This is a genomic window from Arthrobacter pullicola (assembly GCF_014836875.1).
In the GTDB taxonomy this organism is placed as follows: Bacteria; Actinomycetota; Actinomycetes; order Actinomycetales; family Micrococcaceae; genus Arthrobacter_B; species Arthrobacter_B pullicola.
On the sequence record NZ_JACSQC010000004.1, the window covers coordinates 1 to 25,027 of the forward strand.

24 protein-coding genes and 2 tRNA genes are annotated in these 25,027 nt (G+C 66.6%); 18 read left to right on the plus strand and 8 right to left on the minus strand.

Features of this window, described 5'->3' with window-relative positions; genetic code table 11:
* Positions 1–218 precede the first annotated feature (218 nt).
* The 3 genes from uraH to H9638_RS08845 all read right to left on the minus strand — a co-directional run bounded on the left by uraH (position 219) and on the right by H9638_RS08845 (position 2,360).
* On the minus strand, positions 219–560 hold the full coding sequence (uraH, locus tag H9638_RS08835) for a hydroxyisourate hydrolase (RefSeq protein WP_191746857.1): 342 nt from the start codon (positions 558–560) through the stop codon (positions 219–221).
* The gene (uraD, locus tag H9638_RS08840; RefSeq protein ID WP_191746858.1) at positions 557–1,054 is read right to left on the minus strand and encodes a 2-oxo-4-hydroxy-4-carboxy-5-ureidoimidazoline decarboxylase; all 498 of its coding nucleotides are present in this window, start codon (positions 1,052–1,054) and stop codon (positions 557–559) included. The genes uraH and uraD overlap by 4 nt, the downstream gene beginning before the upstream one ends.
* 277 nt (positions 1,055–1,331) lie before the next feature.
* Positions 1,332–2,360: a DNA-3-methyladenine glycosylase family protein gene (locus H9638_RS08845; RefSeq protein ID WP_191746859.1), complete on the minus strand. Its 1,029-nt coding sequence runs from the start codon at positions 2,358–2,360 to the stop codon at positions 1,332–1,334.
* 145 nt (positions 2,361–2,505) lie between these two features.
* Between H9638_RS08845 and H9638_RS08850 the strand changes: the two genes are divergently transcribed.
* Both H9638_RS08850 and H9638_RS08855 read left to right on the plus strand, forming a co-directional pair.
* On the plus strand, positions 2,506–3,885 hold the full coding sequence (locus H9638_RS08850) for a cystathionine beta-synthase (protein WP_191746860.1): 1,380 nt from the start codon (positions 2,506–2,508) through the stop codon (positions 3,883–3,885).
* Positions 3,886–3,936: 51 nt separating this feature from the next.
* Positions 3,937–5,085 (plus strand): cystathionine gamma-synthase, encoded by a 1,149-nt coding sequence (locus H9638_RS08855; protein WP_191746861.1) that lies wholly within the window; start codon positions 3,937–3,939, stop codon positions 5,083–5,085.
* Positions 5,086–5,216: 131 nt separating this feature from the next.
* Here H9638_RS08855 and H9638_RS08860 read toward each other — a convergent pair whose 3' ends face one another.
* Complete coding sequence (locus H9638_RS08860; protein WP_191746862.1) at positions 5,217–5,627, minus strand: hypothetical protein; 411 nt, start codon at positions 5,625–5,627, stop codon at positions 5,217–5,219.
* Positions 5,628–5,870: 243 nt separating this feature from the next.
* Here H9638_RS08860 and H9638_RS08865 point away from each other — a divergent pair, with 243 nt between their 5' ends.
* From H9638_RS08865 to H9638_RS08875, 3 genes are all read left to right on the plus strand, one after another.
* Positions 5,871–7,157 (plus strand): glycosyltransferase 87 family protein, encoded by a 1,287-nt coding sequence (locus H9638_RS08865; RefSeq protein ID WP_191746863.1) that lies wholly within the window; start codon positions 5,871–5,873, stop codon positions 7,155–7,157.
* Positions 7,158–7,167: 10 nt separating this feature from the next.
* Complete coding sequence (locus tag H9638_RS08870) at positions 7,168–7,821, plus strand: MOSC domain-containing protein (RefSeq protein WP_191746864.1); 654 nt, start codon at positions 7,168–7,170, stop codon at positions 7,819–7,821.
* 392 nt (positions 7,822–8,213) lie between these two features.
* Positions 8,214–10,121 carry a DEAD/DEAH box helicase gene (locus H9638_RS08875; RefSeq protein ID WP_318241829.1) on the plus strand — a complete coding sequence of 636 codons (1,908 nt, stop codon included), beginning with the start codon at positions 8,214–8,216 and terminating at the stop codon, positions 10,119–10,121.
* A gap of 60 nt (positions 10,122–10,181) precedes the next feature.
* On the opposite strand, the gene H9638_RS08880 is transcribed toward H9638_RS08875, so the two are convergent.
* Positions 10,182–10,460, minus strand: coding sequence for a PLDc N-terminal domain-containing protein (locus H9638_RS08880; RefSeq protein WP_191746865.1), 279 nt, complete (start codon positions 10,458–10,460; stop codon positions 10,182–10,184).
* Positions 10,461–10,799: 339 nt separating this feature from the next.
* On the opposite strand from H9638_RS08880, the gene H9638_RS08885 reads away from it, so the two are divergent.
* From H9638_RS08885 to H9638_RS08905, 5 genes are all read left to right on the plus strand, one after another.
* Positions 10,800–10,871: transfer RNA gene (locus H9638_RS08885), tRNA-Thr, on the plus strand.
* Between the two features lie 71 nt (positions 10,872–10,942).
* Positions 10,943–11,016, plus strand: a tRNA-Met gene (locus H9638_RS08890).
* 256 nt (positions 11,017–11,272) lie between these two features.
* Positions 11,273–13,012, plus strand: a complete 1,740-nt coding sequence (locus H9638_RS08895) for a MinD/ParA family ATP-binding protein (RefSeq protein WP_191746866.1) — start codon at positions 11,273–11,275, stop codon at positions 13,010–13,012.
* Between the two features lie 103 nt (positions 13,013–13,115).
* The gene (locus tag H9638_RS08900) at positions 13,116–13,682 is read left to right on the plus strand and encodes a type 1 glutamine amidotransferase domain-containing protein (protein WP_191746867.1); all 567 of its coding nucleotides are present in this window, start codon (positions 13,116–13,118) and stop codon (positions 13,680–13,682) included.
* Positions 13,683–13,909: 227 nt separating this feature from the next.
* Positions 13,910–15,157 (plus strand): CaiB/BaiF CoA transferase family protein, encoded by a 1,248-nt coding sequence (locus tag H9638_RS08905; protein ID WP_225217270.1) that lies wholly within the window; start codon positions 13,910–13,912, stop codon positions 15,155–15,157.
* Here H9638_RS08905 and H9638_RS08910 read toward each other — a convergent pair.
* Positions 15,142–16,662: a PucR family transcriptional regulator gene (locus H9638_RS08910; RefSeq protein WP_191746868.1), complete on the minus strand. Its 1,521-nt coding sequence runs from the start codon at positions 16,660–16,662 to the stop codon at positions 15,142–15,144. The two genes, H9638_RS08905 and H9638_RS08910, sit on opposite strands and share 16 nt — an antisense overlap.
* 81 nt (positions 16,663–16,743) lie before the next feature.
* On the opposite strand from H9638_RS08910, the gene H9638_RS08915 reads away from it, so the two are divergent.
* The 8 genes from H9638_RS08915 (at position 16,744) to H9638_RS08950 (ending at position 23,101) form a co-directional block, all read left to right on the plus strand.
* A complete protein-coding gene (locus H9638_RS08915; protein WP_191746869.1) occupies positions 16,744–17,937 on the plus strand; it encodes an acyl-CoA dehydrogenase family protein in 1,194 nt (397 codons plus the stop codon).
* A 96-nt stretch (positions 17,938–18,033) separates the two neighbouring features.
* A complete protein-coding gene (locus H9638_RS08920) occupies positions 18,034–18,945 on the plus strand; it encodes a DUF2797 domain-containing protein (RefSeq protein ID WP_191746870.1) in 912 nt (303 codons plus the stop codon).
* Positions 18,946–19,026: 81 nt separating this feature from the next.
* On the plus strand, positions 19,027–19,257 hold the full coding sequence (locus tag H9638_RS08925; protein WP_066296098.1) for a hypothetical protein: 231 nt from the start codon (positions 19,027–19,029) through the stop codon (positions 19,255–19,257).
* Positions 19,254–19,703, plus strand: coding sequence for an FAS1-like dehydratase domain-containing protein (locus tag H9638_RS08930; RefSeq protein WP_191746871.1), 450 nt, complete (start codon positions 19,254–19,256; stop codon positions 19,701–19,703). Before H9638_RS08925 ends, H9638_RS08930 begins: the two co-directional genes overlap by 4 nt.
* A 2-nt stretch (positions 19,704–19,705) precedes the next feature.
* Positions 19,706–20,137 (plus strand): MaoC family dehydratase, encoded by a 432-nt coding sequence (locus H9638_RS08935; protein WP_191746872.1) that lies wholly within the window; start codon positions 19,706–19,708, stop codon positions 20,135–20,137.
* A 5-nt stretch (positions 20,138–20,142) separates the two neighbouring features.
* A complete protein-coding gene (locus H9638_RS08940; protein ID WP_191747243.1) occupies positions 20,143–21,216 on the plus strand; it encodes a UDP-N-acetylmuramate dehydrogenase in 1,074 nt (357 codons plus the stop codon).
* Between the two features lie 116 nt (positions 21,217–21,332).
* Positions 21,333–21,833: a MarR family winged helix-turn-helix transcriptional regulator gene (locus H9638_RS08945; RefSeq protein WP_191746873.1), complete on the plus strand. Its 501-nt coding sequence runs from the start codon at positions 21,333–21,335 to the stop codon at positions 21,831–21,833.
* Positions 21,834–21,859: 26 nt separating this feature from the next.
* Complete coding sequence (locus tag H9638_RS08950; RefSeq protein ID WP_191746874.1) at positions 21,860–23,101, plus strand: MFS transporter; 1,242 nt, start codon at positions 21,860–21,862, stop codon at positions 23,099–23,101.
* Between the two features lie 81 nt (positions 23,102–23,182).
* Here the strand turns inward: H9638_RS08950 and asd are convergent, their stop codons facing one another.
* A complete protein-coding gene (asd, locus tag H9638_RS08955; protein WP_191746875.1) occupies positions 23,183–24,328 on the minus strand; it encodes an aspartate-semialdehyde dehydrogenase in 1,146 nt (381 codons plus the stop codon).
* Between the two features lie 10 nt (positions 24,329–24,338).
* Complete coding sequence (locus tag H9638_RS08960; RefSeq protein ID WP_225217242.1) at positions 24,339–25,016, minus strand: dihydrofolate reductase; 678 nt, start codon at positions 25,014–25,016, stop codon at positions 24,339–24,341.
* Between the last annotated feature and the right edge of the window lie 11 nt (positions 25,017–25,027).

The following is a 25,027-nucleotide window of genomic DNA, read 5'->3' on the forward strand; positions in this document are numbered from 1 at the left end:
CGTCCAGGGATTCAATCCATTCCGCGGTTTCTTCCGGGTCACGATCCGGCAGCTGGCTGGTCAGCCCGCTGAGGATGGGGGACGTGTCTTCGCCTGCAGCCATTGCAGCCTCGTTTCATCGTTAAAAAGAGCAGAAGGAATTGAAGAATGTGGCAGGGAAGCCACGGTGGGAGTGGGCCTGCAGTGCAAGGGTGTGTCTGCAGTGCGGGGACCGGTGGTCAGCTGCCGCGGTAGCTGGAGAAGGAATACGGACTCAGCAGCAGCGGGACATGATAGTGGGCCTGGCCGCCGTCAACGTCGAAGGTGAGCAGGACTTCGGGGAAGAACTCCGGGGTATCCAGCCGGGCAAAGTACCCTGCGGTGGTGAATTCCAAGCGGTAGGTGCCGGAGGGCAGCGCCTCGGGGCCAAGATTCTTGACGCGTCCGTCGGCATCCGTCTCGGAGGTGGCCAGCTGGGACCAGGTGCCGTCTTTGAGTGAGCTCAGGCGGACGGGTATCCCGGCGGCGGGTTTTCCTGCCGCGGTGTCCAGGACGTGCGTGGTGATGTGCGAGGTTGTCACGGGGTGATCATTCCTTCCAGCCGGTGGACTGCGATTTGGCGCAGCTGCTGCTGCACAATGTTCTCTTCTTCGGCAGCGGGCAGGGTGATCCGCTCCTGGAGCGCCTCGAGGACCTCTTCTTTGGTGCGCCCGGCGGCACGGATCAGGAAGACCCGTCCAAATTTCTCCTCATAGCGGCGGTTTCCCTCGGCCAGGGCGGCAGTCACCGTCTCCGGTGCAGTACCCAGCCCGGCTTGTTCCTGCCTGGACCATTGGGCTTCGGCATTCTCACCTGCGGCACGCTCACCTATCCGGGGGTGATGGGCCAGGGCTGCCTCGACCTCGCCGGAGGTCAGGGGGGCAGCGGCGTTCCCGGCGAAACGCAGCAGGTCGCTGGTGGAGGCAAAAGGCCGCCCGTCAGCGATCTGCCCGGCCCAGCGCGGAACGTCAAGGCAGGGGAGGAGTGCGGCAGTAGCCTCCGCGCGGCTGGCCTCATTGAAGTCGTGGAGCTGCATTGACGTCCTTTGGGGTTGTTCGGAGGGCTGCGGGGAAGCCTGTTCTCAGCCGGTCCCGCTAAATTTCATAAGGCGGAATAAATATTCCATTGTGTGTAATAGTGAAACCCATGCCCTTGGACGTGTCAATTCTTTGGATCCGCATTGCGCGCAATCCTGCGAAGCGGCGCACAACCGCGTACAACCCTGCCCAGGCCGGTCCTGTGCAGGTCAATCCTGCGCCGGAACGGTCCTTCCGGCCAGTCTGGTGTACCGGGCCATAATGCAGTTCAGCTGATCAGTGCCGCCGGTGGTCCTGAGGGGACAGCCGCGGGCCATAGGCCTGTTTGCGGAAACCGGTGAATCCGATCAGCCGGACTACGCGCTGCCGGTGCCCGCGCCACGGTTCGAGCAGCTCCAGCATCCCGGCGTCGTCGGTCCGCTGGCCGGTCAAAGCAGCACCAACATACGCGGCGAGGTGAAAGTCCCCGACAGATACGTCGTCGGGGGAGCCGTGCGTGCGCTGCAGGATTTCGGCAGCACTCCACGGGCCTATGCCGGGAACGGACTGCAGTTTCGCGGACACCTCCGGCCCCAGCGGCTGCGCGGCCAGGCGTTCCAGCCCCGACGCCGCGGAGCAGGCACGCAGAACGGTCCGGGAACGGGAGGAGTCGACGCCGGCACGGTGCCAGTCCCAGCTTGGAACTTTCCGCCAGCCCGCGGCATCCGGCGCGACCATTAATCCGGCAGGCGCAGGTCCCGGAGCGCGGTCGCCAAAGCGCTGAACCAGATAGCGCCAGGCATGAGTGGCCTCCATGACGGTTACCTTCTGTTCCAGCACCACGGGGACCAGCGACTCAATGACCCGCCCGGTACTGGGCAGCCGGATACCGGGGTGCCGCCGTCGTGCGTCCTGCAGGCCGGGCGGCAGGGTAGCCAGGAAACCGGGATCGTCGAACGCGCTCCAGTCATCGAATTCGCCCAGCAGGGCAGGAACTGTTTCCAGCGCCTCTGCAGCGCCGGGCCCCCAGGCGTGCGCCGCAACACGGACCCGGGCCAGGAGGGGCCCCGCCTGCTGCACCAGCCGCAGCGTCACCGGACCCGACGGCATACGGAACGCCAGCCAGGCCTCGCCCGCCGAGATGCGGACGGTCGGGTCACCGCGCCCGTGGGCCACCACACGCAGGGTGCCGGCAAGGTCCAGTGGGCGGGAAAACTCATACTCTGCGCTGAGGGCTTTGGCCGTACCGGGGACAGGGGCCGCTGCGGACCGGAAAGGAACGGGGCCCCTTCGGCCTGCTGAGGCAGCTGCGGTACCGGAGGACATGCAACCATGCTCGCACGGTCTGGAACTGCTTTTCTGTTCCCCGGCAACCGGCGGCGGGATGGCCGCACGCCAGAGAGCAGTTCGTTTACTACGCCGTGTTCAGCGCCACCTGATCCGGACAGGCTTAGCCAGTAACGTGGTGCCCATGAAGTATGCCAACACTGTCCTGGACCTGATCGGCAACACCCCGCTGGTGAAACTCCACCACGTCACCGAAGGCATCGAAGCCACGGTGCTGGTAAAGCTGGAGTACCTCAATCCCGGCGGATCCATCAAGGACCGCATCGCTGTCCGGATGATCGAAACCGCGGAAGCAGAGGGCAAACTCAAGCCCGGCGGAACCGTGATCGAACCGACCAGCGGCAACACCGGCGTCGGCCTGGCCCTGGTGGCCCAGCAAAAGGGCTACAAATGCATCTTCGTGACCCCGGACAAGGTTGGGGTGGAGAAGCGCGACGTGCTCCGGGCCTACGGTGCCGAAGTGGTGGTCACCCCCACCTCCGTTGCACCGGACAGCCCTGATTCCTACTACGGTGTCTCCGACCGGCTGGTCCGGGAGATCGAGGGGGCCTACAAACCGGACCAGTTCTCCAACCCGGCAGCTCCGGCCAGCCACTACGAATCCACCGGCCCGGAGATCTGGAAGGACACCGACGGGCAGGTCACGCACTTCGTGGCAGGTGCGGGCACCGGCGGCACCATCACCGGCACCGGCCGCTACCTGAAGGAAGTCTCCGCTGACCGTCCCTCCGGCCCGGTGCGGATCATCGCGGCCGACCCCGAAGGCTCGGTGTACTCCGGCGGCACCGGCCGCCCGTACTTCGTGGAGGGCGTCGGAGAGGACATGTGGCCGGGCAACTACGATCCGTCCGTTCCGGACGAGGTCATTGCGGTCAACGACGCCGAGTCCTTTGCCATGACCCGCCGGCTTGCCCGCGAGGAAGGCCTGCTGGTGGGCGGCTCCTCCGGCATGGCGGTGGTGGCCGCGCTGCAGGCCGCGAAGGACCTGGGGCCGGAAGACGTCGTCGTCATCCTGCTGCCGGACAGCGGCCGCGGCTACATGGGCAAGATCTTCAACGACGGCTGGATGAAGTCCTACGGCTTCCTCTCCGGGAACGAGGAGGAAGCCTCGGTCCGCGATGTGCTGGCCACCAAGTCCGGGGCACTGCCGGACCTGGTCCACACGCACCCGGGCGAGACTGTGCTGGACGCCATCGGCATCCTCAACGAGTACGGAGTCTCCTACCTGCCGGTGCTGTCCCAGGAACCGCCGGTGGTCCTGGGCGAAGTTGCCGGTTCCGTGGATGAGCGTACCCTGACCGAGAAACTGTTCCGCGGGGAGGCCAAACCCACCGATCCGGTCAGCGCGCATCTGGGGGAGAAGCTGCCCCTCATCGGTGCAGGTGAATCCGTTGCCGCCGCCAGGGAACGGCTGCAGGAAAACGACGCCCTGATGGTGACCCAGGACGGGGCGCCCGTCGGAATCCTTACCCGCCACGATCTGCTGTCCTATCTCAGCGCCTAGCCGCACCGGCTGCCGACCCACACCGCCGCTACCGGCACCAGGAGGAAAACCATGAGCACAGGCTTTAACACGCGAGCAATCCATGCCGGGCAGTCCCCGGACCCCACCACCGGAGCCGTGATCCCGGCGCTCTACCAGAGCACCACCTACGCCCAGGACGGGATCGGCGGGCTGCGCAACGGCTATGAGTACGGCCGCGGCACCAACCCCACCCGGGATGCGCTGCAGGAACAGCTGGCGGCGCTGGAAGGCGGACGCCACGCGTTTTCCTTCAGTTCCGGCCTCGCCGCCGAGGACTCCCTGATCCGCGCACTGCTGGTTCCCGGCGACCACGTTGTCCTCGGCAACGATGCCTACGGCGGCACCTACCGGCTGATCAACCGGGTCCTTTCGCCCTGGGGCATCACCAACGCGGCAGTTGATATGTCCGACGCCGCCGCGCTTCAGTCAGCGATCGCCGGCGGAAACACCAAAATGGTCTGGCTCGAAACACCGTCCAACCCGATGATGAAGATCTCCGATATTTCCGCCATCGCGCAGGCCGCACACGACGCCGGGGCCCTGCTGGTGGTCGACAACACCTTCGCCTCGCCCTATCTGCAGCAGCCGCTGGCCCTCGGCGCCGACATCGTGGTGCACTCCACCACCAAGTACATCGGCGGACACTCCGACGCCGTGGGCGGCGCGGTGATCCTGAACGACGACGCCGCCGCGGAGAAGATCGGCTTCATCCAGTTCGCTGTCGGTGCAGTTTCGGCACCGATGGAAGCCTGGCTGACCACGCGCGGACTCAAGACCCTCGGTGTTCGCATGGACCGCCATTCCGCCAACGCCATGGCCGTGGCCACCTGGCTGCTGGACCAGCCCGCCGTGGAATCGGTGCTGTACCCGGGTCTGGCAGACCATCCCGGACACGAACTGGCCAAGGCCCAGATGAAGGACTTCGGCGGTATGGTCTCCGTGTCCTTCAAGGGCGGGGAAGCAGCCGCCCGCAAGGTCGCCGAATCCACCAAGGTCTTCACCCTGGCCGAATCCCTGGGCGGAGTGGAATCGCTGATGAACTATCCGGCGGAAATGACCCATGCCTCTGTCAAGGGCACCGAACTGGCCGTGCCGGAGAACCTGCTGCGGCTTTCGGTGGGGATCGAGGACCTTGAGGACCTCATTGCAGACCTGGACCAGGCTCTGGGCCAGCTCTAGGACTCAGCTCCCGGAGCTATGCAAAGGGCCCGCCGGTCCGGACACGGACCGGCGGGCCCTTTGCGCTTACCAGGGGGCGGTCTGGCTCCGGCAGTAAACGCGGCCGTGGACTCCCGGTGCCGGGCGGCGCCTCAGCGCCGGCCGGTAAGCCGGCGCTTGCGGACCTTTGGATCTTTGCTGGCAAAGTAGCGGCTGCTGGGCGGCAGCCACAGCAGCGCGGCACAGGCCAGCAGCAGCACACCCAGGGCCATCAGTGACGGGCCGCGGAACAGCAGCGGAACTCCGGCGATCACGCCCAGCGTGGTCAGGGTTTCCCGGCTGCTGCGCTTGCCATGGCGGAGCCGGAGGGCATAGAACGCGGTCAGTAATCCCAGGGCGACGCCGAGGACGCCGAGGGTCAGCAGCCCCTGGCTGTCCTGCCGCTGGGTCTGGGCCGTGAACAGAAACGAGCCGCCGGCCAGGATCAGGACTGCGGCGGATACCAGCCACGCCAGGAACGCGAGCCGCATGCTCCCGGGCATCGGCATTTTGGAACTGCTCAAGTAGGTCTCCTTATATAGCGTCGGCTCCGCTTCGCGGCACGGGTTCCGCCCGCTGAGTCCCGCGCAGTTCTAACGGTATCCCTACGCTGCCGCGGGTATGGACAACGGAGCCTGGCCGGCAGTGAAGTGAATCCCGGGAACTACCCGGTTAATTTAGGCCGGTTCAGCGTCGCTGGGGTGTCCGCGCCGGTAGAGTGACCCTCGCTCGCACGCCCCACGGCGGCGGTGCAGGAGGGACTGCTGATGGCTTGGGTTCTGCGTTCGCGGGTGGCTGCCGCTGCTCTTGTGCTTGGTGCGGGCGCAGCTGCCGCAGGCCTGTTCTTCCTGGCGATGGACCTGGCCCCGCGGGACGGACTGGACTTCGCGGTCTACGTGGCCGGGGGACAGAGCGTCATTGATGCCAGCGGGGAGCTGTATTCGGTGAGCGTCCCGAACGGTGCCAACCCGGGCCTGATGTTCACCTATCCGCCCGCCGCGGCCCTGCTGTTCGTGCTCTTTGCGCCGTTCGGCCCGAAGACCGGTGCTGACATCTTCTTCGGAATCTCCCTGGTCCTCACCGCGCTGACAGCCTTGTGGCTGGTGGGCCGCTTCAGCGGGAAACACAGTGCCAAGGCTGTCCTGCGGGATTTCTGGCTGCGCCCGGCAGCGGTGCTGGGCTTTGGGCTCGTGGCAGCGCTGGGCCCGTGGCGGGAAACCCTGGCCTTCGGTCAAATCAACATTCTCCTGTTTGCCATGGTGATGCTGGATTTCCTGGAGCGCCGCCCCGGCTGGCCGCGCGGCCTGCTCACCGGAGTGGCCGCTGGTATCAAGCTGACGCCGCTGGCGTTCGCCTTCTACTTCCTGGTCCGCGGGGACTGGCGCGGACTGCGGAACATGGCTTTTGGTTTTCTCGCCGCGTTCGGCCTCGGTTTCCTCATCCTGCCGCGGGAGTCCAAAATCTACTGGGGCGAACTGCTCCCGGACACCTCGCGGGTCGGTGGAGGAGCGTACGTGGACAACCTCTCCCTCCGCGGAGCACTGCTGCACTTCCTGGGTCCGCAGGCCGAGGTGACGCCGTACTGGCTGCTGCTGAGCCTGGCAGCGGCTGCGGCTGCCGCCGTCGTCATCCGGTTGGCTGCCCTCGCCGGATCGGACCTGCTGGCACTTGCCGCGGCGGCGCTGCTGATGCTGCTGATATCGCCGGTCTCCTGGTCCCACCACTGGGTCTGGGTGGCATTGTTCCTCCCGCTCATTGGTGCAGGGCTGTTCGGCCTGCCGCCTGCCCGGCACGGTCTGCGGATCACCGGCTGGGTGCTGCTCTGTATCTCCACGGCCGTGTTTTACTTTTCGCCCAAGACCCTGGCCCTGACCTTTGGTGCGCAGGACCTGAATGCCCAGGAACCCGTGCTGTGGCTGATGATTTCCAGCGCCGGCGTCTTCTGCGGGGCCGGGATGCTCGCCTGGTGGTTTGCCCTGCTCTGGCCGGGCCGGCCCAAGGGATGGTGGCGCACCACGCATGTTCCGGACCGCGTCCTGCTGCAACCGTCCTAGACTGATGCCCATGAGCCCCGGAACCCTGCTGGCCGCCTGCCGGCTCCACGCACTGCTGCCCACCACTGACGCCACGGGCGTGACTGCCATTGACAAGCGTGCCGCCGAGGGGCCGGTTCAGGTCCACGCCCTGGGCCTGACCGCGGATCTGCAGGCGGACCGCAAGCATCACGGCGGAGAATCCAAGGCCGTGTACGCCTATTCGCAGGAAGACGCCGCGTACTGGGAAGCGGAACTCGGGGAAGCGGTTCCGCCGGGGCGCTTCGGTGAAAATCTGCGGGTCACAGGGGTGGACGCTTCCGGGGCCGTCGTGGGAGAGCGCTGGCAGATCGGGGACACCGTCGTCCTGGAGGTCACCTGCCCGCGGACACCGTGCCGGAATTTCGCGCAGTACATGAACCAGCCCCGCTGGGTGGCCCGGTTCGCCGCCGCTGGAAGGCTGGGAACCTACCTGCGGGTGATCAAGCGCGGCACCATTGAGGCAGGGGACACGATCAACGTCATCCACCGGCCCGAACACGGGGTGACCGTCGCCGACATTTTCACCGGCCCCACACCCCGGCAGCGGGAACTGCTGCAGGAAGCCGGTGCCGCGGGGGCCTATCTCTCACCGGAGATCCGGAAGGTGCTGGCGCGCAAGCCGGCGGTCCCGGCCGCCGGGTAAAAGGCCAGCGGGGGAGCCGTGCCTGGAGGGGCAACCCCCGTCAATCCGGGGATTCCGCGCCCTGTGCCGGACCTCACGGTACTTCCGGCTGGTCCTGGGGCCGGGATGCCGTACACTTGAAGAGTCCCCCACTCCGGTATTCCCTGTTTTTCCTGCGGGCAAAGTTCCTGCAGGTATACGTTGTGTTGGGGCCCGCATTTCAAATGCGGGCAGATTCATCTCCTGGGAGCGCCGGCAAAGAAATCGTCATACCGAGCTGAAGTCGCAATCCAGTGACACCGGCCCACAGCTGTGACGGAGAGTCCTGCCTGGGATTGCAACAGTGCCCGGACTTATGTACCCGCAGCCGCAAAGACCGGCTGCCCGGCCCCACTGATGAGGATATATTTCCCGTGCCTGAGAATGCCCAAGACACTGTAGAAGCACCCGTTGAAGCTGAAGAAGCCAACGAGGTTTTGTTCACCGATTTCAACCTTGATGCCCGGGTCCTTGCTGCCCTGACCGACGTCGGCTACAAGACGCCGTCGCCGATCCAGGCAGCCACCATTCCGGTCCTGCTCGAAGGCCGCGACGTCGTCGGCCTGGCCCAGACCGGTACGGGCAAGACCGCAGCGTTCGCTGTTCCTGCCCTCTCCCGCATGGCTGAGCTGGCCGAGGTCAACGGACCCACCAAGGACACCCAGATCCTGGTCCTGGCTCCGACCCGCGAGCTGGCCCTGCAGGTAGCCGAGGCCTTCACCTCCTACGCCGCGCACATGGACGACTTCACCGTCCTTCCCGTCTACGGCGGTTCCCCGTACGGTCCCCAGCTGGCTGGCCTGCGCCGCGGCGCCCAGGTTGTTGTTGGTACCCCGGGCCGCGTCATTGACCACATCTCCAAGGGCTCGCTGGACCTCTCCAACCTGCAGTACCTGGTCCTGGACGAAGCCGACGAGATGCTGCGCATGGGCTTCGCCGAAGACGTGGAGCAGATCCTCTCCAGCACCCCGGATGAGAAGCAGGTTGCCCTCTTCTCCGCCACCATGCCGGGAGCGATCCGCAAGATCGCCAAGAAGTACCTGAATAACCCCGCCGAAATCACGGTCAAGTCCAAGACCACCACCGGCGTCAACACCCGTCAGCGCTATGTGCAGGTCATGGGCCCGCACAAGCTCGATGCCATGTCCCGCATCCTCGAGACCGAGGACTTTGACGGCGTCATCGCCTTCGTCCGCACCAAGATGGCCACCGAGGACCTCGCCGACAAGCTGAAGTCCCGCGGCTACAAGGCTGCCGCCATCAACGGCGACATCCCGCAGCAGCAGCGTGAGCGCACCGTCGAGGCACTGCGCGACGGCAAGATCGACATCCTGGTCGCCACTGACGTCGCCGCCCGCGGCCTGGACGTCGAGCGCATCAGCCACGTCTTCAACTACGACATCCCGCACGACACCGAGTCCTACGTGCACCGCATCGGCCGCACCGGCCGTGCAGGCCGCAGCGGTGACGCGATCCTGTTCATGACCCCGCGCGAGAAGTACCTGCTGCGCGCCATCGAGAAGGCCACCCGCCAGCCCGTTGAGCACATGCAGCTGCCCGGCATTGACGTTGTCAACGCCAAACGCCTGGCCAAGTTCTCCGACCGCATCACGGAGACCATGAAGTCTGAGGACCTCTCGGTCTTCCGCGAACTGGTCACCAAGTACATCGCAGAGCACGACGTTCCCGCCGAGGAAGTCGCCGCAGCCCTGGTTGTAATGGCCCAGGCCGGCCGCCCGCTGCTGATGGAAGAAATTCCGCAGGCTCCGGCCCGCCAGCGCGAGCGTTCCGAAGGCCGGGGCGACGGCTTCGGCTCCCGCGGCCCGACGCGCCCGCTGACCGAAGGCAACGCAACGTACCGCATCGCCGTCGGCCGCCGCCAGCGCGTGATGCCCGGTTCGATTGTCGGCGCCATCGCCAACGAAGGCGGCCTGTCCTCCGCCCAGATCGGCGGCATCGACATCCGCGCCGACCACACCCTGGTGGAACTGCCTGCAGATCTGTCCAAGGACCAGCTGCGCGCACTGTCCCGCACCCGGATCGGCGGCGAGCTGATCCACCTGGAACTGGACAACGGACGCCGTCCGGCCCGTGAAGGCGGCTCCAGTGACCGCCCTGAGCGTGGCGGTTTCAAGAAGGACTTCAAGAAGCGCGACGGCGAGCGGTCCTTCGGTGACCGCGGCTCCGACCGCCCGTACAAGAAGAAGTTCGACGGCGACCGCAGCTTCTCCAAGCCGGCCGGCGCCGGTGCAGGTGCCCGCAAGCCGCGTTTCCGCGACTAAGCAGTACCGGCGCACATAGTGCCCAGCGAAAGGGCGTCCCGCAGGGGGCGCCCTTTGGCGTTAACGGGATATCTTTTCAGCCCGGTCTGTTCCAGCCGGCGACTCCGTGGCCTTGCGGCCGGACCGGGAGCGGTAGAGGTGCAGGAACCAGGCTGCCGGTCCCAGGAACGGGAACGCAAGGATGCCCAGGAGGCAGAGGAACTTCACCGCCGGCGTCAGGGTCTGGTTCCGTGCGAGGGAAAAGACGGCAACTATGACAAAGCCCACATAGAGCACTCCAATGGACTGGATGGCCAGTTCCCATCCTGCGGGGACTACGGGGTTGGCACCTTCGGCCATGCGGGCGGTTCCTTCCAGTCATTTCTGCAGTTCACAGCGGAGCTGTGCGGCACCGTTTGGGCAGATGCAGGACAGTCTGCCATATGCCCGCTCCGCGACCGTGGCGAGGTCCTGCCGGGCCTGGCGGTGCCCCGCGTGAATCCGGGGTCACGGGGTCGTTGAAAATGCCCCTGTGGGGCGTTTTCAACCGGGACCTTCGCGGCAGGAATCCTGTTCAGCAGACGGGCTGCCGGGGTGTTGTTCGGTGCTGGTTTTGCGCACGGGAACGCGGGTTGCGCCGATTTCACGTTGGGGAAAAGTGCTGGTAGAGTTTTATGTCGTTGCCCCGGTTGGGGCGATGCCCCGATAGCTCAGTGGTAGAGCGCCATCTTGGTAAGATGGAGGTCCCGGGATCGATTCCCGGTCGGGGCTCTCAATGGGAGAGTCCGCGTTTCTAAGCCTGTTGTTCGCAAGGGCCAGGCATGCGGACTTCACTCATTTATGGCGGTGTAGCTCAGTTGGTTAGAGCGCACGACTCATAATCGTGAGGTCGGGAGATCGAGCCTCCCCACCGCTACAGATTGACCCTCGGAGGTTTCTCCGGGGGTCTTTTTGTTTGTCGGGACCATCCGTCCGCAAATCAGGAGAGCCATTGCATTCCTGCAGCCGCCCGGTTGGCCAGATGGCGGGCACAGGCCCGGCTGCCGGCAACACGGGTCCCGGCGGAGGCCCGGGGGACGTCAGTGAGTGGCCTTGGCTTGTAGGATCGCTTGGGAGAAGAGCACAACGTCCCGATCAATCGCACCGAGCACGGAACGAAAGATGCAGACCCGATGACTGAAAACCTGCCCGATCCGGAGCGTCCGGAGACTTTGTCCACCCGGCGCGGACGCCGGGCCGCCGAAGCCCGGTTAGCAGCACAGGCCGAAGACCAGGCTCCGGGCGGAGATGAGGCTGGTACTGCACCGGCATCCGCTCAAGTTGCGGGTGCGTCTGAAACCGTGCGGGAGCACAGCGTCCAGGACAGCAAGATCCGGGACGACAACGACGGCGACGACGACGGCAGCGAAACTGCGGTGCTGCCGGCAGCAACCGGACGCCGCAGCCGCGTGGCTCTGGAGCCGGACAACCAGGCAGTATTGGTCGGTGCCGGCGCGGGGGCGGCCGGTGCAGGCGCATCAAGGACAACTGAAAGCGATACGAACATCTCTACCAAGCACCACGTCCCTGCGGAAGAAGCCGGCTCGGCACAGCCCTCCGGCGAGGAACCGAACGAATCGGAATCCGGAACGCAGCCCGGGGAGCCCGGGTGGCCACCGGCGCCCGAAGCACGCACCTACGCCTGGGATGGTCCGGAACCGGCAACAGCGGGGATGTCCAGGATCCCGCTGCTCAGCGATCTTCCGGCCTCAGTGTTCCCCGCGGTGCTTCCTCAGCCCCCGGCTGAACCGCCGGCGAACTCCGACGAACTTCCTCTGGTTGATGGCCCAGTGCCCGCCGATGACGCAGCACCAGCCGGCGGCGCCGAAGCTCCGGTCGAAGGCGGACACGGGAACCCCGGAGCTGAGGTTGCCGTCCTGCCTCCGGTCCCCGCGGAGATGCCGGCGGACCTGCGCGAACGCACCCGCCTTGCCGTCCGCGGGGAGCCGAACGACGTCCGCCGGGCGACCTTCCTCGATACGGGCACGGCGAAGATTCCTGCGGCCCGCGGTTTCCGCGGTTTCCTGGCTTCCATGGGCCTGCGCATTGCCCCCTCCGCCAAGGAACTCGCCGAACGGCGGGACACCCGGACGGTCAGCCAGCACTGGCCCGGCCCGCGGACCATCTCCGTGGTGAACGGCAAGGGCGGAGCCAACAAAACGCCCACTACTGTGATGCTGGCCGCCCTGTTCGCACGCAATGGCGGCGGACCGGTGTTGGCGTGGGATAACAACGAGACCCGTGGAACCCTGGGGTGGCGCACGGAGCAGGCGCAGCACGATTCCACGGTTATGGACCTGCTCCCGGAGACCGGGCTGCTGCTCTCTCCTGTGGCGCAGTCGGCGATGCTCGCCCGGTTTGTGCACCACCAGACTGACGACAAATATGACGTCCTCCGGTCGAATCCGAACGTCCTGGCCTCCGAGCAGAAGGTGACTCAGGCCGACTTTGATGCCCTTCATGAAGTGGCCTCGAAGTACTTCCGGCTGAACATCGTGGACTCCGGCAATGACGAAAGTGCCGAGCGCTGGCTCCGGATGATCGACCACACCGACCAGCTGGTCATCGCGACGACCACCGTCGAAGAGCACGCCGAGGCAGGTGCCCTCCTGCTCGAAGCCCTTCAGGAACGCGGTGGGCGCTCCGCCGAGCTGGCGCGCGGCGCCGTCGTGATTGTGTCCCAGGCGGACCGCAACGGTACCGAAGCCCAGGCCCGCAAGGTGGCCGAAGCATTCAAGGTGCTGGCCCGGGCCGCTGTGACCATTCCGTATGATCCTGCGCTCGTGAAGGGGCAGATCCGGTACGCGTCCCTGCGTCCCGCAACCCAGCGTGCCTGGCTGAAGGCAGCCGCCGCCGTCGCCGAAGGGCTGTAACAGAAAGTTAGTTCGTCAGCTTGCTTAGTATTGCCTCTTTTTCCTAGGGTGGAAGACAGCGGCGGTCCAGGCCGGACCGCCTGACCCACGAAACGGAGGCAAAATGTCAGCACATGATATTTCCGGCAAGAAGGTCGCTTTCCTGCTCACGGACGGCGTGGAGCAGATTGAACTCACCAGCCCCTGGGACGCAGTGAAGAAGGCCGGCGGCCAGCCGGTGCTCGTCTCGCCGGCCAGCGGCACCCTCCAGGGGTTCAACGGGGTGGACAAGGCAGACACGTTCACCGTTGACCTGGATGTTGCCAAGGCCAACGCGGCGGACTTTGACGCACTGGTACTCCCCGGCGGCGTGATCAACGCTGACTATCTGCGCGTGAATGAAGACGCGCGCCGGTTCACCCGGGACTTCTTCGAAGCGGGCAAGCCCGTGGCAGCGATCTGCCACGGCCCCTGGCTGCTGATCGACGCCGGTGTGGTGAAGGGGCGGGACCTGACATCCTTCCACACCCTCGCCACTGACCTGCGCAACGCGGGTGCCAACTGGAGCGACGAAGAAGTAGTGGTGGACCAGGGCCTGGTCACCAGCCGCACACCGGATGACCTCCCCGCCTTCAACGACAAGGTCGTGGAGGAAATCTCCGAAGGCCAGCACGCAGGCCAGCACGCCTAAATCCTGCCCGGCGTTCCGCCCCGGCTGCCACGGCAGCCGGGGCGGACTGCTGTCTCCGGACCTGCTCCGGGCACTGTGCAGGTTGTCCAGCACCGTTGGATGAGAAGTCCCTACCCAATCCCGGTCCACTGCCTAGGGTGGAAAGCATCCGGGGGATCAGCCTCCCTGGCCTAGCGAAGGGGAGCGTCTCCGTGCCCAGCCAAGACCCAGTACCGGAGGAACCCAGCCTGAAGGAGCCCGCGCTGGAGAACGGGCAGCGTCCGCTCGAGGGAATCCTGGTGGCCGACTTCTCCCGGATCCTGGCCGGGCCGCTGTGCACCATGACCCTCGCTGACCTGGGCGCACGGGTGATCAAGGTGGAACGTCCCGGCGCCGGTGATGACACGCGCGGCTGGGGTCCGCCCTGGTCAGAAACCGGTGCCACCTATTTCGAGTCCGTGAACCGGAACAAGGAATCCGTGTGCCTGGATCTGGGGGACGACGGCGACAGGCGGCTGGCGCGGGAACTGGCCCTCCGTGCGGATGTGCTGGTGGAGAACTTCAAACCCGGGGGCCTTGCCCGGCTGGGTCTGGCGTACCCGGAACTCAGTGCAGAAAACCCCGGCCTCATCTGCGTCTCCATATCGGGTTTTGGCGCCGAAGGCGGGCGGGACCTGCCCGGCTACGACTTTGTGGTCCAGGCCCTGGGCGGGCTGATGAGCATCACCGGCGAAGCAGGCGGATCCCCAATGAAGGCCGGGGTGGCGCTGGTGGACGTGCTGACCGGCAAGGACGCGGCGATTGCCGTCCTGGCAGCGCTGCAGGCCCGCCGCCGTACCGGCAGGGGCAGCCACATCCAACTGAACCTGCTCTCCAGCCTGCAGGGCGCCCTGGTGAATCAGGCCCAGGCGTATCTCGGTGCCGGGGCAGTGCCGGCCAGGATGGGCAACGCGCACCCCTCGATCGTGCCGTACCAGCTGCTTGGCTGTGCGGACGGGCCGCTGGCCGTCGCCTGCGGAAATGACCCCCAGTTCGCCCGGCTGGCGGAGCAGCTGGGCACCCCGGAACTGGCAGCCGATCCCCGCTTCGCGACGAACAGTGCGCGGGTGGAGCACCGGGACGTTTTGATCCCCCTGCTTGAGGAGCTGCTGGGAACGGCGCCGGCCGCTGTTTGGCAGCAGCGCCTGGCCGGCGCCGGCGTTCCCGCCGGCCGGGTCTCCGGAATCGATGAGGGCATTGGCTATGCCGAGTCGCTGGGTCTGCAGCCCACCATTGAAGTGCGGAATTCCTCCGGGCAGGCTGCCGGACGGCAGATCCGGCATCCTGCGCTCTGGGATCCGCCCCTGGCACCCCGCAGCGAGGCTCCGCCGCAGCTCGGCGAGCACACCGGCGGCGTGGTTGCTTGGCTGCGGAACCGAACGGAAGGGGCTGGGGAAGCCAAGGCGGCAGCGGGGGAGGCAGCCTCGGGGCAGCCCGCGGGCTACCGCCCGTACTGACGCAGTTCCAGCCACAGCGGTGCGGAGACATCCGGATCGTCCAGGTCCACACCCAGCAGCGACACCGCGAGGCTGATGCGGTGCCGCAGGGAGTTGCGGTGCACGCCCAGGGCCCGGGAGGTGTTTTCCCAGTGTCCCCGGTGCCGGAGGTACTCGGTGACGGTGCCCACCAGGTCCGCCCGGGGATACCCGGCCAGCTGCTGCACCCATGCCTGCGCGGCGGCGTGGTGCGGATTGCCGGTGCCGGCCAATGATCCGGGCGCGGCCTGGCCCAACGTGCGGCTCAGTCCCGGTACCAGCCCCGGAACCTCACCCAGGGAAACCGGTTCACTCACCGCGCCGGCCAGTCCGGGAACCGCTTCTGCCGGCAAGGTGACAGCCTCTTCTCCCGCGCCGGTTTCCGCTGGTGATGCGTCCTGGGGAAGCAGCACATAGAGGACGCCTTCACGCTCGTGCCGGAGGGAACAGGCCGCCAGGTCCCGGGGGAGCGGCGGCACCCCTGGCTCGGGGACCAGTGCAGACGCACCCGGAAGCAGGTCCGTTGCATCGGCACCGTCAGCCCGAAGGGCCAGAACCCGGACCCGCCGTGGCAGCTCCGGCAGGCCGACGTCCTCGGCCAGGATCCGGGCCGCTTCGGTATGCCCATGAAGCAGCAGCTTGGCCACTGCCGAAGCCAGCGCCGAGGTTGTGCCGGACGCGGCTTCCCGCTGCCTGGCCTTCAACGCCAGGAGAGTGCACACGGTCGTGATGACCTGGCGGTCCGCCGCGGTGAGCTTCCGGCCGGGGCCGACGGCGAGGAAACCATGAATCCGCTCGTTCCGTCCGTTGCGCCCGCTGTGGGGAATCGCGTACTCGACGACGGCCTGTCCATGAATCTCGAACGTGGCGGCCGAATGGGTGCCGGCGCGGTTCAGCCGGATGGTCTCCGTCCGGAGCAGCGGAAGCAGGGCCCCGGTGCTCTCCGGCCAGTACCTGGCCGGGCCCTGGTCTGCCGGAAGGAAGGCAGCCCAGCCGCCCAGGGCCTGGGCCAGTCCGCGGACGACGGCGGAGGTTCCGTCGGGCCGCATCGTTGCCTGTGCCAGGGCGGTTTGGGTACCGAGGCTGCCCAGCAGGTCGGCCTGCCCGCTGCGCGCCGAAAGAGTCCAGAAAGCGCGGGATACCTGCTGGAACGGCACGCCGTCGGGCACTGTCAGCAGATGGATTCCAGCTTCATCGCAGGCCTGGACAAGCTGAGCGGGGACCTGCTCCAGCCACGGACCGAGCCCGATTCCCAGGGCGTGGATGCCCTTTGCCCGGAGCCTGGCCACATAGCCGGCTGCCGCCAAGGGAGAACCGCCAAGGGGCATGCCCGTGGTCAGCAGGAGCTCTCCGCCCTCCAGGTACGGGGTGGGATCCTCCAGCTCGGACACATGGACTCCGGTGAGCTGACGGGATGGAAGGCGCCGCAGGCCCACCGGAACCAGGCTGGGCCCGAGGGTCATGCTGAGCTCAGGGAGGGAAACCATAGGACAAATCATCCGTTATCGGCATCAAATATGGCTGGAATGTTCAATGACGCATGTCGCAGGCGGCCGTAGCGTTGGTTCATGAGCCAAACTGCATCCACTGCCGTGGGGGAAACCCTGGAACCTGCTGACCTGATTGACTTCGACTCGCTGCTCAGCCGCGAGGAGCTGGCACTCCGAACCACGGTGCGGACATTCGTGGATGAAGCAATCCGGCCGAATATTGCCGGCTGGTTCGAGGCAGCGCACTTCCCGCTGGAGATCGTTCCGGAGATGGGCAGGCTTGGCCTGCTGGGCATGCACCTGCACGGCTACGGCTGCGCCGGACGCACAGCGGTGGAATACGGCATCGCCGGTGCCGAACTTGAAGCAGGTGATTCCGGGCTGCGGACGTTTGTTTCTGTGCAGGGGTCCCTGGCGATGAGCGCCATCGCCAAATGGGGGTCCGAGGAGCAGAAGTCCCGGTGGCTGCCCGGTATGGCAAAGGGTGAGCTGATTGGCTGTTTCGGGCTGACCGAGCCCACGGCCGGCTCCGATCCGTCCGCCATGAAGACCTTCGCCCGGCGGGACGGCGAAGACTGGGTGCTCAACGGAACAAAGCGCTGGATCGGCCTGGCCAATGTGGCTGACGTGGCCGTGATCTGGGCACAGACCGACGGCGGCATCCGGGGTTTCGTGGTTCCCACCGGCAGCAGCGGGTTCTCCGCGGTGCCGATTGAACCGAAACTCTCCATGCGGGCCAGCATCCAGTGCGAGATCGAACTAACTGACGTCCGTCTCCCGGCCGGCGCGCTGCTGCCGGACGCGCACGGCCTGCGCGGCCCGTTCTCCTGCCTCAACGAGGCCCGCTACGGCATCATCTGGGGAGCCATGGGAGCCGCGAGGGATTCCTTCGAGGCCGCCCTGGCCTATTCCAAGGACCGGCTGCAGTTCGATAAACCGCTGGCGGGCTACCAGCTGACCCAGCAGAAACTGGTGGACATGGCCCTGGAAATTAACAAGGGGTTCCTGCTGGCCCTGCACCTGGGCCGGCTCAAGGATGCCGGAGCCCTGCAGAACCACCAGATTTCCGTGGGCAAGCTCAACAATGTCCGTGAAGCCATTGCGATCGCACGGGAAGCCCGGACGATCCTCGGCGGCAACGGCATCACCCTGGAATACTCACCGCTGCGCCACGCGAACAATCTCGAGTCGGTCCGCACTTATGAAGGGACCGATGAGGTGCATACCCTGATCCTGGGGCAGCGGCTGACCGGTCTTCCCGCGTTCCGCTGACCCGTTCGGCAACCGGCGGCAACGGGTGGGGTACCGTGAAATGGCCCCACCCCTTTTCACGCCCCGGAGGCCGTGCACGTATGACCGTCCGCTTCGATGAGTGATTTCCCCTACCTCTGCGCCGGCACAGCCTGGGACAACGACGGCGCAGTGCTGCGGCTCTACGCTCCCGACGGCGCACCGTACCCGCTGCGGCTGGGCCCCGGGACCGAACTGCGCTTCCGGACCCAGTCCGGGACGCCGCGGTACTGCCTGGGCTATGACCAGATGCTGGAAGCTGGCCGTACGTCCCATCCATGCCCGGCGCAGGCCCCGGCTGAACGCGGTTACCAGTGCGGGCGCTGCTTTGCCCGGGATGAGAGCCGCCTGGTGCACAACAGCCACCGCGGCGGGCCGCTTCCTGCCGGGCTGCGGGATTATCTTGCCCGGCCGCAGTGGCTGTACATCGCCACCTTTGCCGACGGCACCACCAAGGTGGGGACCGCCGCAGGCCAACGCAGGGTGCTGCGCCTGACGGAACAGGGCGCCGTCGCGGCCCAGTATGTGGCCAGGGCTGCGGATGGGCTGCGGGTGCGGGTCCTGGAGGACGCGGTGTCTTCCGGCCTCGGCCTGACCCAAGCCGTGCGGTCCGGGGCGAAGTGTGCGTCGCTGGCATCTCCGCTTCCCCTGGATTCCCTGGCGGACATCAACGCCGGTCACGCTGATGCCGCCCGCGCATTGCTCTTCACCCTGGACCCCGCGGGCTTCGAGGTGGTCAAGGACACCTGGTCCCGCCCGGCCGCCTTCGACGCCGTGCTGGGCCACCGGGGCGCGGGAATCTACCCGCTGCCGCTGACCACCGGCGAACATGGCCTGCTGATCCGCGGCCTGCTGGGGAGCGCCGCGCTGGTGTCGACAGATGGCGAAGAGCTCCGCTTCCTGGCGGACCTCACCCAGCTCAAGGGACAGCGGCTGGAACTGGGCCGGTTCCGCACCATGCTGCCGGCCCTGCAGGAACCGCTGTTCTAGCCCGGCCGGTCCGGCAGCCCCCGATGCGGCGCCGGCCACACGGTTTCGGTAACCCCGGCGCCCCGACTGTATTCTGAAACCATGCTTAACACCCCCTGGGAAACCGGATCTCCGCTGTACCGCCGCCTGGTAGTCATTGCACTCTCCGTGACAGGCGCCGGAATCCTGATGGTCCTCCTCGGGGCGGTGACCAACCAGCAGATTATTATGTATCTTGCCCTGCCGGTGATCGTGGTGGGCATGAGCGCGCACCTCAGCGGTATGGTGGTGCGAGCCCGCGACGCCAAACGCCGGATGAAGGGAAACAAATGAGCATCAACCCCGACCTGCAGGGCCGCAGCTACCCGGCGGGGGAGCCCTACCAGGTGGGGCGGGAGAAAATCCGTGAGTTCGCCCGCGCTGTGAAAGCGACCCATCCGGCGCACTTCGAGTCCGCTGCTGCGGAGCAGCTCGGCTACCCGGACCTGATCGCTCCGCCCACCTTCGCGATCATTGTGGCCCAGCAGGCGGACGCCCAGCTGATCAATGACCCCGGGGCCGGCATTGACTTCTCCCGTGTGGTCCACGCCGACCAGCGGTTCACCCACCACCGGCCCATTGTGGCCGGGGACGAACTCCTGGCTGAACTTCACGTTGACTCCGTGCGTGCCATGGGCGACGGCGCCCTGATCAGCACGCGAGCCGAAATCTCCACGGTGGAAGGCGAAAAGGTCGCGACCACCGTCTCATCCATCCTTGTCCGGGGAGAGGGCCAGTAACCATGTCCATTGCACTCAGCGAACTGACAGTCGGCCAGGTTATCGGCAGTACCACCCTCGAGATCAGCAGGGCGGACCTGGTCCGCTATGCCGGCGCCTCCGGTGACTTCAATCCGATCCACTGGAACGAGCGGTTCGCCCGTTCCGTGGAGCTTCCCGGTGTAATCGCGCACGGCATGTTCACCATGGGAGCGGCCGTCCAGCTGGTCACCGACTGGATCGGCGATCCAGGCGCCGTGCTGGACTACCAGACCCGCTTCACCCGCCCGGTCACCGTAGAGGACATTGACGGTTCCCCCGGGGCCGTCGTCGACGTGACCGGCACCATCGGTGCCATTGATACGGACAACTCGACCGCGCGCGTGGACCTCACAGTCACCTTCAACGGTCAGAAGGTCCTGGTCAAGGCGCAGGCGGTTGTCCGGATCTGGTGAGCGCACTGACCTCGATGCAGCTGGCATCACTGACTACTTCCCGCGTGGGCGGACCCGCGCGGCGCTACCTGTTGGCTGAAACACCGGATGAACTTATCGGTATGGTCCGGGCGGCGGACGAAGCGTCCGAACCGCTTCTGCTTGTCGGCGGCGGATCCAACCTGCTGATTTCCGACGCCGGCTTTGACGGCGCCGTGGTGCACGTCGGGAACCGCGGAGTAACCATCCGGAACGGCAAGGGAGGCACCGCAGTCGTCGAAGCGCAGGCGGGCCATCCCTGGGATGAGCTCGTCGCCCAAACCGTGGCAGAGGGGTATTCCGGGCTGGAAGCACTCTCCGGCATCCCGGGCCTGGCTGGAGCGACGCCGGTGCAGAACGTGGGTGCCTACGGAGCCGACGTTTCACACAGCATCGTCTCCGTGCAGACCTGGGACCGTGAAACCCGGCAGCAGCGCCGCTTCGGAGCGGCAGAACTGGAATTCGGCTACCGCGATTCGCTCCTGAAGCGCACCACCGTGAACGGCTCGCCCCGCTATGTTGTCCTGAGCGTGGAGTTCTCCCTCACCCAGGGCGCGGAGAGCGCGCCGATCCGCTACGCCGAACTGGCCCGGGCGCTCGGTGTGGAAGTCGGTGACACAGCCGACGCCGCAGATGTTCGCCGCGAGGTGCTTCGGCTGCGTGCAGGCAAGGGCATGGTCCTGAACCCCGCTGACCCAGATACCTTCAGCACCGGGTCCTTCTTCACCAACCCCATCCTCCCGGCCCCCGAGGTGGACAGGCTTCCGGCCGAGGCGCCGCGCTACCCGGTTGCCGAGCCCGGCCTGGTCAAGCTCAGCGCTGCCTGGCTGATCGAGCATGCCGGCTTCGGCAAGGGCTTCGGGCTGACCGGAAATCCTGGCAGCGGGATCGCCGGCGGGCGGGCCTCCCTGTCCGCGAAGCATACCCTCGCCGTGACCAACCGCGGCGACGCGTCGGCACAGGACCTGCTGGCGATCGCGCGCGCGGTGGCCGACGGCGTCGAACAGGCGTTTGGCATCCGGCTCCAGCCGGAGCCGCTGCTCATCAACTGCGCCCTCTAAAGCACCTGCGTCAAGCGGCCGTCCGGATCACCGGGCGGCCGCTTTTTTGCTGTCCGGGACGCTGAGGCATTGGCTCGATTTAAACTTAGTACCCGGAATAGTTAGACTTCCTAAGTATGAGCTTCGATGAGTCCCTCGAACTGTCACAACGGCTGCGGCCGATGCTGCCCCGGCTGTACCACCAGAGCCGGCAGCGGATCCCGGGCTGGGACCTCACGGCGTCGCAGTCCTCCGTGATGACCACCCTGGTGCACCGGGGACCCCTGCGGATGGGGGAACTGGCTGCTTTGGAGGGGGTGCAGCTGCCGTCTGCCACCTCCGTGGTCAACGGACTGGTCAAGCTCGGTCTGGTGGAGCGGCGCGCCGATCCGGCGGACCGCAGGGCCGTGGTGATCGACCTCACCGGCAAAGGCCGGGAGCAGGTGGGCGAACTGACAGCCCGGCGGAACCACTCTTTCGCCCTGCTCCTGGAGCGGCTGTCCAAAGCGGACCGCCGGCTGCTTGAGGCTGCCCTCCCGGCGATTGGACGGCTGCTGGAGCAGGAGCCTGAAGCTTCGGAGCTGCCCGCCGCTCCCAGCCCCGCTGCACCCCTGCCCGGCGGCCCTGAAGCAAACTAACAGCAAGCGGAAAGGCCCACAGACCCATGAATAGAGCCGCAGCCACGGAACCACGCCCGGCCCATCCCCGGCTTACAGACGCGCTGCGCGGACAGCCGAAGACGGTCTGGGTAACTGCCTTTGCCGCCGTGATCGCGTTTATGGGCATCGGCCTGGTTGATCCGATTCTGAACACCATCACCGAAGAGCTTGGCGCATCGCCCACCCAGACCACCCTGCTCTTCGGCTCCTATCTGGGCGTCCAGGTGGTGGCCATGCTGCTGACCGGGGTGATGTCCTACCGGTTCGGCGCCAAACGGACGCTCATTACCGGGCTGGTGCTGATCGTGCTGGCTGCCGGAGCCTGCGCCCTGGTTAACAGCATTGAAGCGCTGGTCTGGCTCCGGGCCCTCTGGGGACTGGGCAACGCCTTCTTCATCGCCACAGCACTCTCGGTCATCGTCGGTGCAGCGGCGGGCGGCCAGGCCGGAGCCATCCTGCTGTATGAGGCCGCGCTCGGCGTCGGGCTGGCCGTCGGACCGCTCCTGGGTGCCGCGCTGGGCACCCTTTCCTGGCGCGGGCCGTTCGCCGGCACCGCCGTGCTGATGGCTGTCGGGGTAATCCTCTGCGCCACCATGCTGGCCGGGGACAAAGGAAAAGCCGAACGCCAGCGGATCCGGCTCATCGATCCGATCCTGGCCCTGCGCAACCGCAACCTGCTGGTGACCTCGCTGGGATCGGCGTTCTACACGGCGGCCTTCTTCGCGATCATCGCCTGGGCGCCCTTCGTCCTGGAGGAAGGCGCCTTCTACGTCGGCTTCGTCTTCTTCGGCTGGGGCCTGTGCGTGGCGGTCTCCGGCGTGGTGCTCGCCCCCAAGATGGCCTGCTGGTTCGGCGAACGCGGCGGAGCCGTCATCGCCGTGCTGTTGTATGCCCTGGTCCTGCTTGCCATGGCCTTCGGGAACAAGACCGTGGTGGTCATCGGAATCATCGTGTCCGGCATCTTCTCCGGCATCCTGAACACCCTGCTCACCGGTACCGCCATGAGTTCGGGCAAGGCTCCGCGTGCCGTGAACAGCGCCGGCTACAACTTCCTGCGCTGGTTCGGCGGTGCCGTGTCCGCGGTCCTGGTCGGCCACGTGGCGGGGTGGCTGGGCCTGCGGGCACCGTTCTGGGTGGGTGCGGTCTGCTGCGCCGCGGCCGCGGCCCTGCTGCTGCTCCGCCAGGAAGCCGGTGACCCGGACCCGCACACCGTGCCGGCGGAAGCCGCCGCCATCGGCGCAGAATGACCGCGGGCTCACCTTAGACCGCCGGGAACAGGAAAAGCGGCCGTTTGGAATTCCAAACGGCCGCTTTTGTGTTCTGTGGAGCTAGAGGTTGCCGGTGGCGATGCGCAGCATCCGGCGCAGCGGTTCGGCCGCGCCCCAGAGGAGCTGGTCGCCGACGGTGAAGGCGCTGATGTACTGCGGACCCATTTCCAGCTTGCGGATCCGGCCCACCGGAATGTCCAGGGTGCCGGTGGCCGCCACGGGGGTCAGCTCGGCCATGGTGGATTCCTTGGTGTTCGGAACCACCTTTGCCCACTCATTATCGGCGTCGATGATCCGTTCAATCTCGCCGATGGACAGGTCCTCGGTGAGCTTCAGGGTCAGGGCCTGGGAGTGGGAGCGCATGGCGCCGATCCGCACGCAGAGACCGTCGAACGGAATCCGGGCGGCGTCAGCCGTGTGGCGGCCGAGGATCTTGTTGGTCTCTGCCCCGCCCTTCCACTCTTCCTTGGACTGCCCGTTGCCCAGGTCCGCGTCGATCCACGGGATGACCGAACCGGCCAGCGGAACGCCGAACTGGGAGGAATCCATGGACGGATCCTTCTGCTGGGCCAGGACCGCGCGGTCGATTTCCAGGATGGCAGACGCCGGATCGGCCAGGTTGGCTGCCACGGCGGAGTTCAGGGTGCCGAACTGGTTCAGCAGTTCCCGCATGTGGCGGGCGCCGCCGCCGGAGGCAGCCTGGTAGGTCATGGAGGTGCCCCACTCGACGAGCCCGTTGCGGAACAGTCCGCCCAGGCCCATGAGCATGCAGGAGACAGTGCAGTTGCCGCCCACGAAGTTCTTCACACCCCGAGCCAGCCCGGCGTCAATGACGTCGCGGTTGACCGGGTCCAGCACGATGATCGCGCTGTCATCCATGCGCAGCGTTGAGGCGGCATCGATCCACAGGCCGTCCCAGCCGGCGTCGCGCAGTTTGGGGTAGACCTCGGCGGTGTAGTCCCCGCCCTGGGTGGTGACGATAATCGGCAGCTTGGCCAGCGTCTCAATGTCGTACGCGTCTTCCAGGGTGCCGGCCCCCTGGGCGAAGGCCGGTGCCTTACCGCCCGCGTTGGAGGTGGAGAAGAAGACGGGGTTGATCAGGTCGAAATCGCCTTCATCCTGCATGCGCTGCATAAGGACGGAACCGACCATGCCCCGCCAGCCGACGAAGCCCGCGGTGGGAACAGAGGTAGCTGCTGATGTCATGGAATTCAGTCTAGGCCAGTGGCTGGCTGCTGTCCTGATCGGTTACGCCGCGGTTCCGGGTCCACAGTGCGATGCGGTACTGCAGGCCGTTGGTGGAGGTGTACCAGTCCTGGGCAGGGCTGACGGCGGTAAAGGTCCAGTCCGGCCCCAGCCGGGGAGCGTAGCTGTCCCCCTCGGTCTCCGTGTTGATGACCGTGACAATTGCAACATCGGCCAGCGGCTCAGCCGCCGCGTACAGCTGTGATCCGCCCACGATCCAGATCCGGCTGCTGCCCTCGCTGCCCTCAGCCGCCTCCAGCGCGGCTTCGAGCGAAGATACGACGGCGGCGCCCTGGGAGCCGAGTTCGGCTGCGAGTCCGGGGCGGGAGGAGATCACGATGTTGGTGCGGTTGGGCAGTGGCCGGAAAGCCTCAGGGAAGGACTCCCAGGTACGCCGGCCCATGATCACCGGATGTCCCTGGGTGGTGGCCTTGAAATGGGCAAGGTCCTCCGGGAGGTGCCAGGGCATCCCGCCGTCCCTGCCGATGACGCCGTCCCCGGTCTGTGCCCAGATCATCCCGACCAGCGGCACGCCGGAGGTGCCGAACCCACGCGCAGCCAGGGCCTCGTCAAGATCCAGCCCGGGCTTACCCGGATCGCCGGCAGGGTAGTAGCGGGTGGAATCGGTGGAGTTATTCTTCTCAGTCAAGGCGAATGCCC

Excerpts from the sequence above, each read along its gene's own strand:
- H9638_RS08920 (WP_191746870.1), top strand. The coding sequence starts at position 18,034 with ATGAGTGATTTCCCCTACCTCTGCGCCGGCACAGCCTGGGACAACGAC.
- H9638_RS08925 (WP_066296098.1), top strand. The coding sequence starts at position 19,027 with ATGCTTAACACCCCCTGGGAAACCGGATCTCCGCTGTACCGCCGCCTG.
- H9638_RS08900 (WP_191746867.1), top strand. The coding sequence starts at position 13,116 with ATGTCAGCACATGATATTTCCGGCAAGAAGGTCGCTTTCCTGCTCACG.
- H9638_RS08910 (WP_191746868.1), bottom strand. The coding sequence starts at position 16,662 with ATGGTTTCCCTCCCTGAGCTCAGCATGACCCTCGGGCCCAGCCTGGTT.
- H9638_RS08950 (WP_191746874.1), top strand. The coding sequence starts at position 21,860 with ATGAATAGAGCCGCAGCCACGGAACCACGCCCGGCCCATCCCCGGCTT.
- H9638_RS08895 (WP_191746866.1), top strand. The coding sequence starts at position 11,273 with ATGACTGAAAACCTGCCCGATCCGGAGCGTCCGGAGACTTTGTCCACC.
- H9638_RS08845 (WP_191746859.1), bottom strand. The coding sequence starts at position 2,360 with ATGTCCTCCGGTACCGCAGCTGCCTCAGCAGGCCGAAGGGGCCCCGTT.
- H9638_RS08880 (WP_191746865.1), bottom strand. The coding sequence starts at position 10,460 with ATGGCCGAAGGTGCCAACCCCGTAGTCCCCGCAGGATGGGAACTGGCC.
- H9638_RS08945 (WP_191746873.1), top strand. The coding sequence starts at position 21,333 with ATGAGCTTCGATGAGTCCCTCGAACTGTCACAACGGCTGCGGCCGATG.
- H9638_RS08855 (WP_191746861.1), top strand. The coding sequence starts at position 3,937 with ATGAGCACAGGCTTTAACACGCGAGCAATCCATGCCGGGCAGTCCCCG.
- H9638_RS08850 (WP_191746860.1), top strand. The coding sequence starts at position 2,506 with ATGAAGTATGCCAACACTGTCCTGGACCTGATCGGCAACACCCCGCTG.
- H9638_RS08915 (WP_191746869.1), top strand. The coding sequence starts at position 16,744 with ATGAGCCAAACTGCATCCACTGCCGTGGGGGAAACCCTGGAACCTGCT.
- uraD (WP_191746858.1), bottom strand. The coding sequence starts at position 1,054 with ATGCAGCTCCACGACTTCAATGAGGCCAGCCGCGCGGAGGCTACTGCC.
- H9638_RS08935 (WP_191746872.1), top strand. The coding sequence starts at position 19,706 with ATGTCCATTGCACTCAGCGAACTGACAGTCGGCCAGGTTATCGGCAGT.
- H9638_RS08930 (WP_191746871.1), top strand. The coding sequence starts at position 19,254 with ATGAGCATCAACCCCGACCTGCAGGGCCGCAGCTACCCGGCGGGGGAG.
- H9638_RS08865 (WP_191746863.1), top strand. The coding sequence starts at position 5,871 with ATGGCTTGGGTTCTGCGTTCGCGGGTGGCTGCCGCTGCTCTTGTGCTT.
- H9638_RS08870 (WP_191746864.1), top strand. The coding sequence starts at position 7,168 with ATGAGCCCCGGAACCCTGCTGGCCGCCTGCCGGCTCCACGCACTGCTG.
- asd (WP_191746875.1), bottom strand. The coding sequence starts at position 24,328 with ATGACATCAGCAGCTACCTCTGTTCCCACCGCGGGCTTCGTCGGCTGG.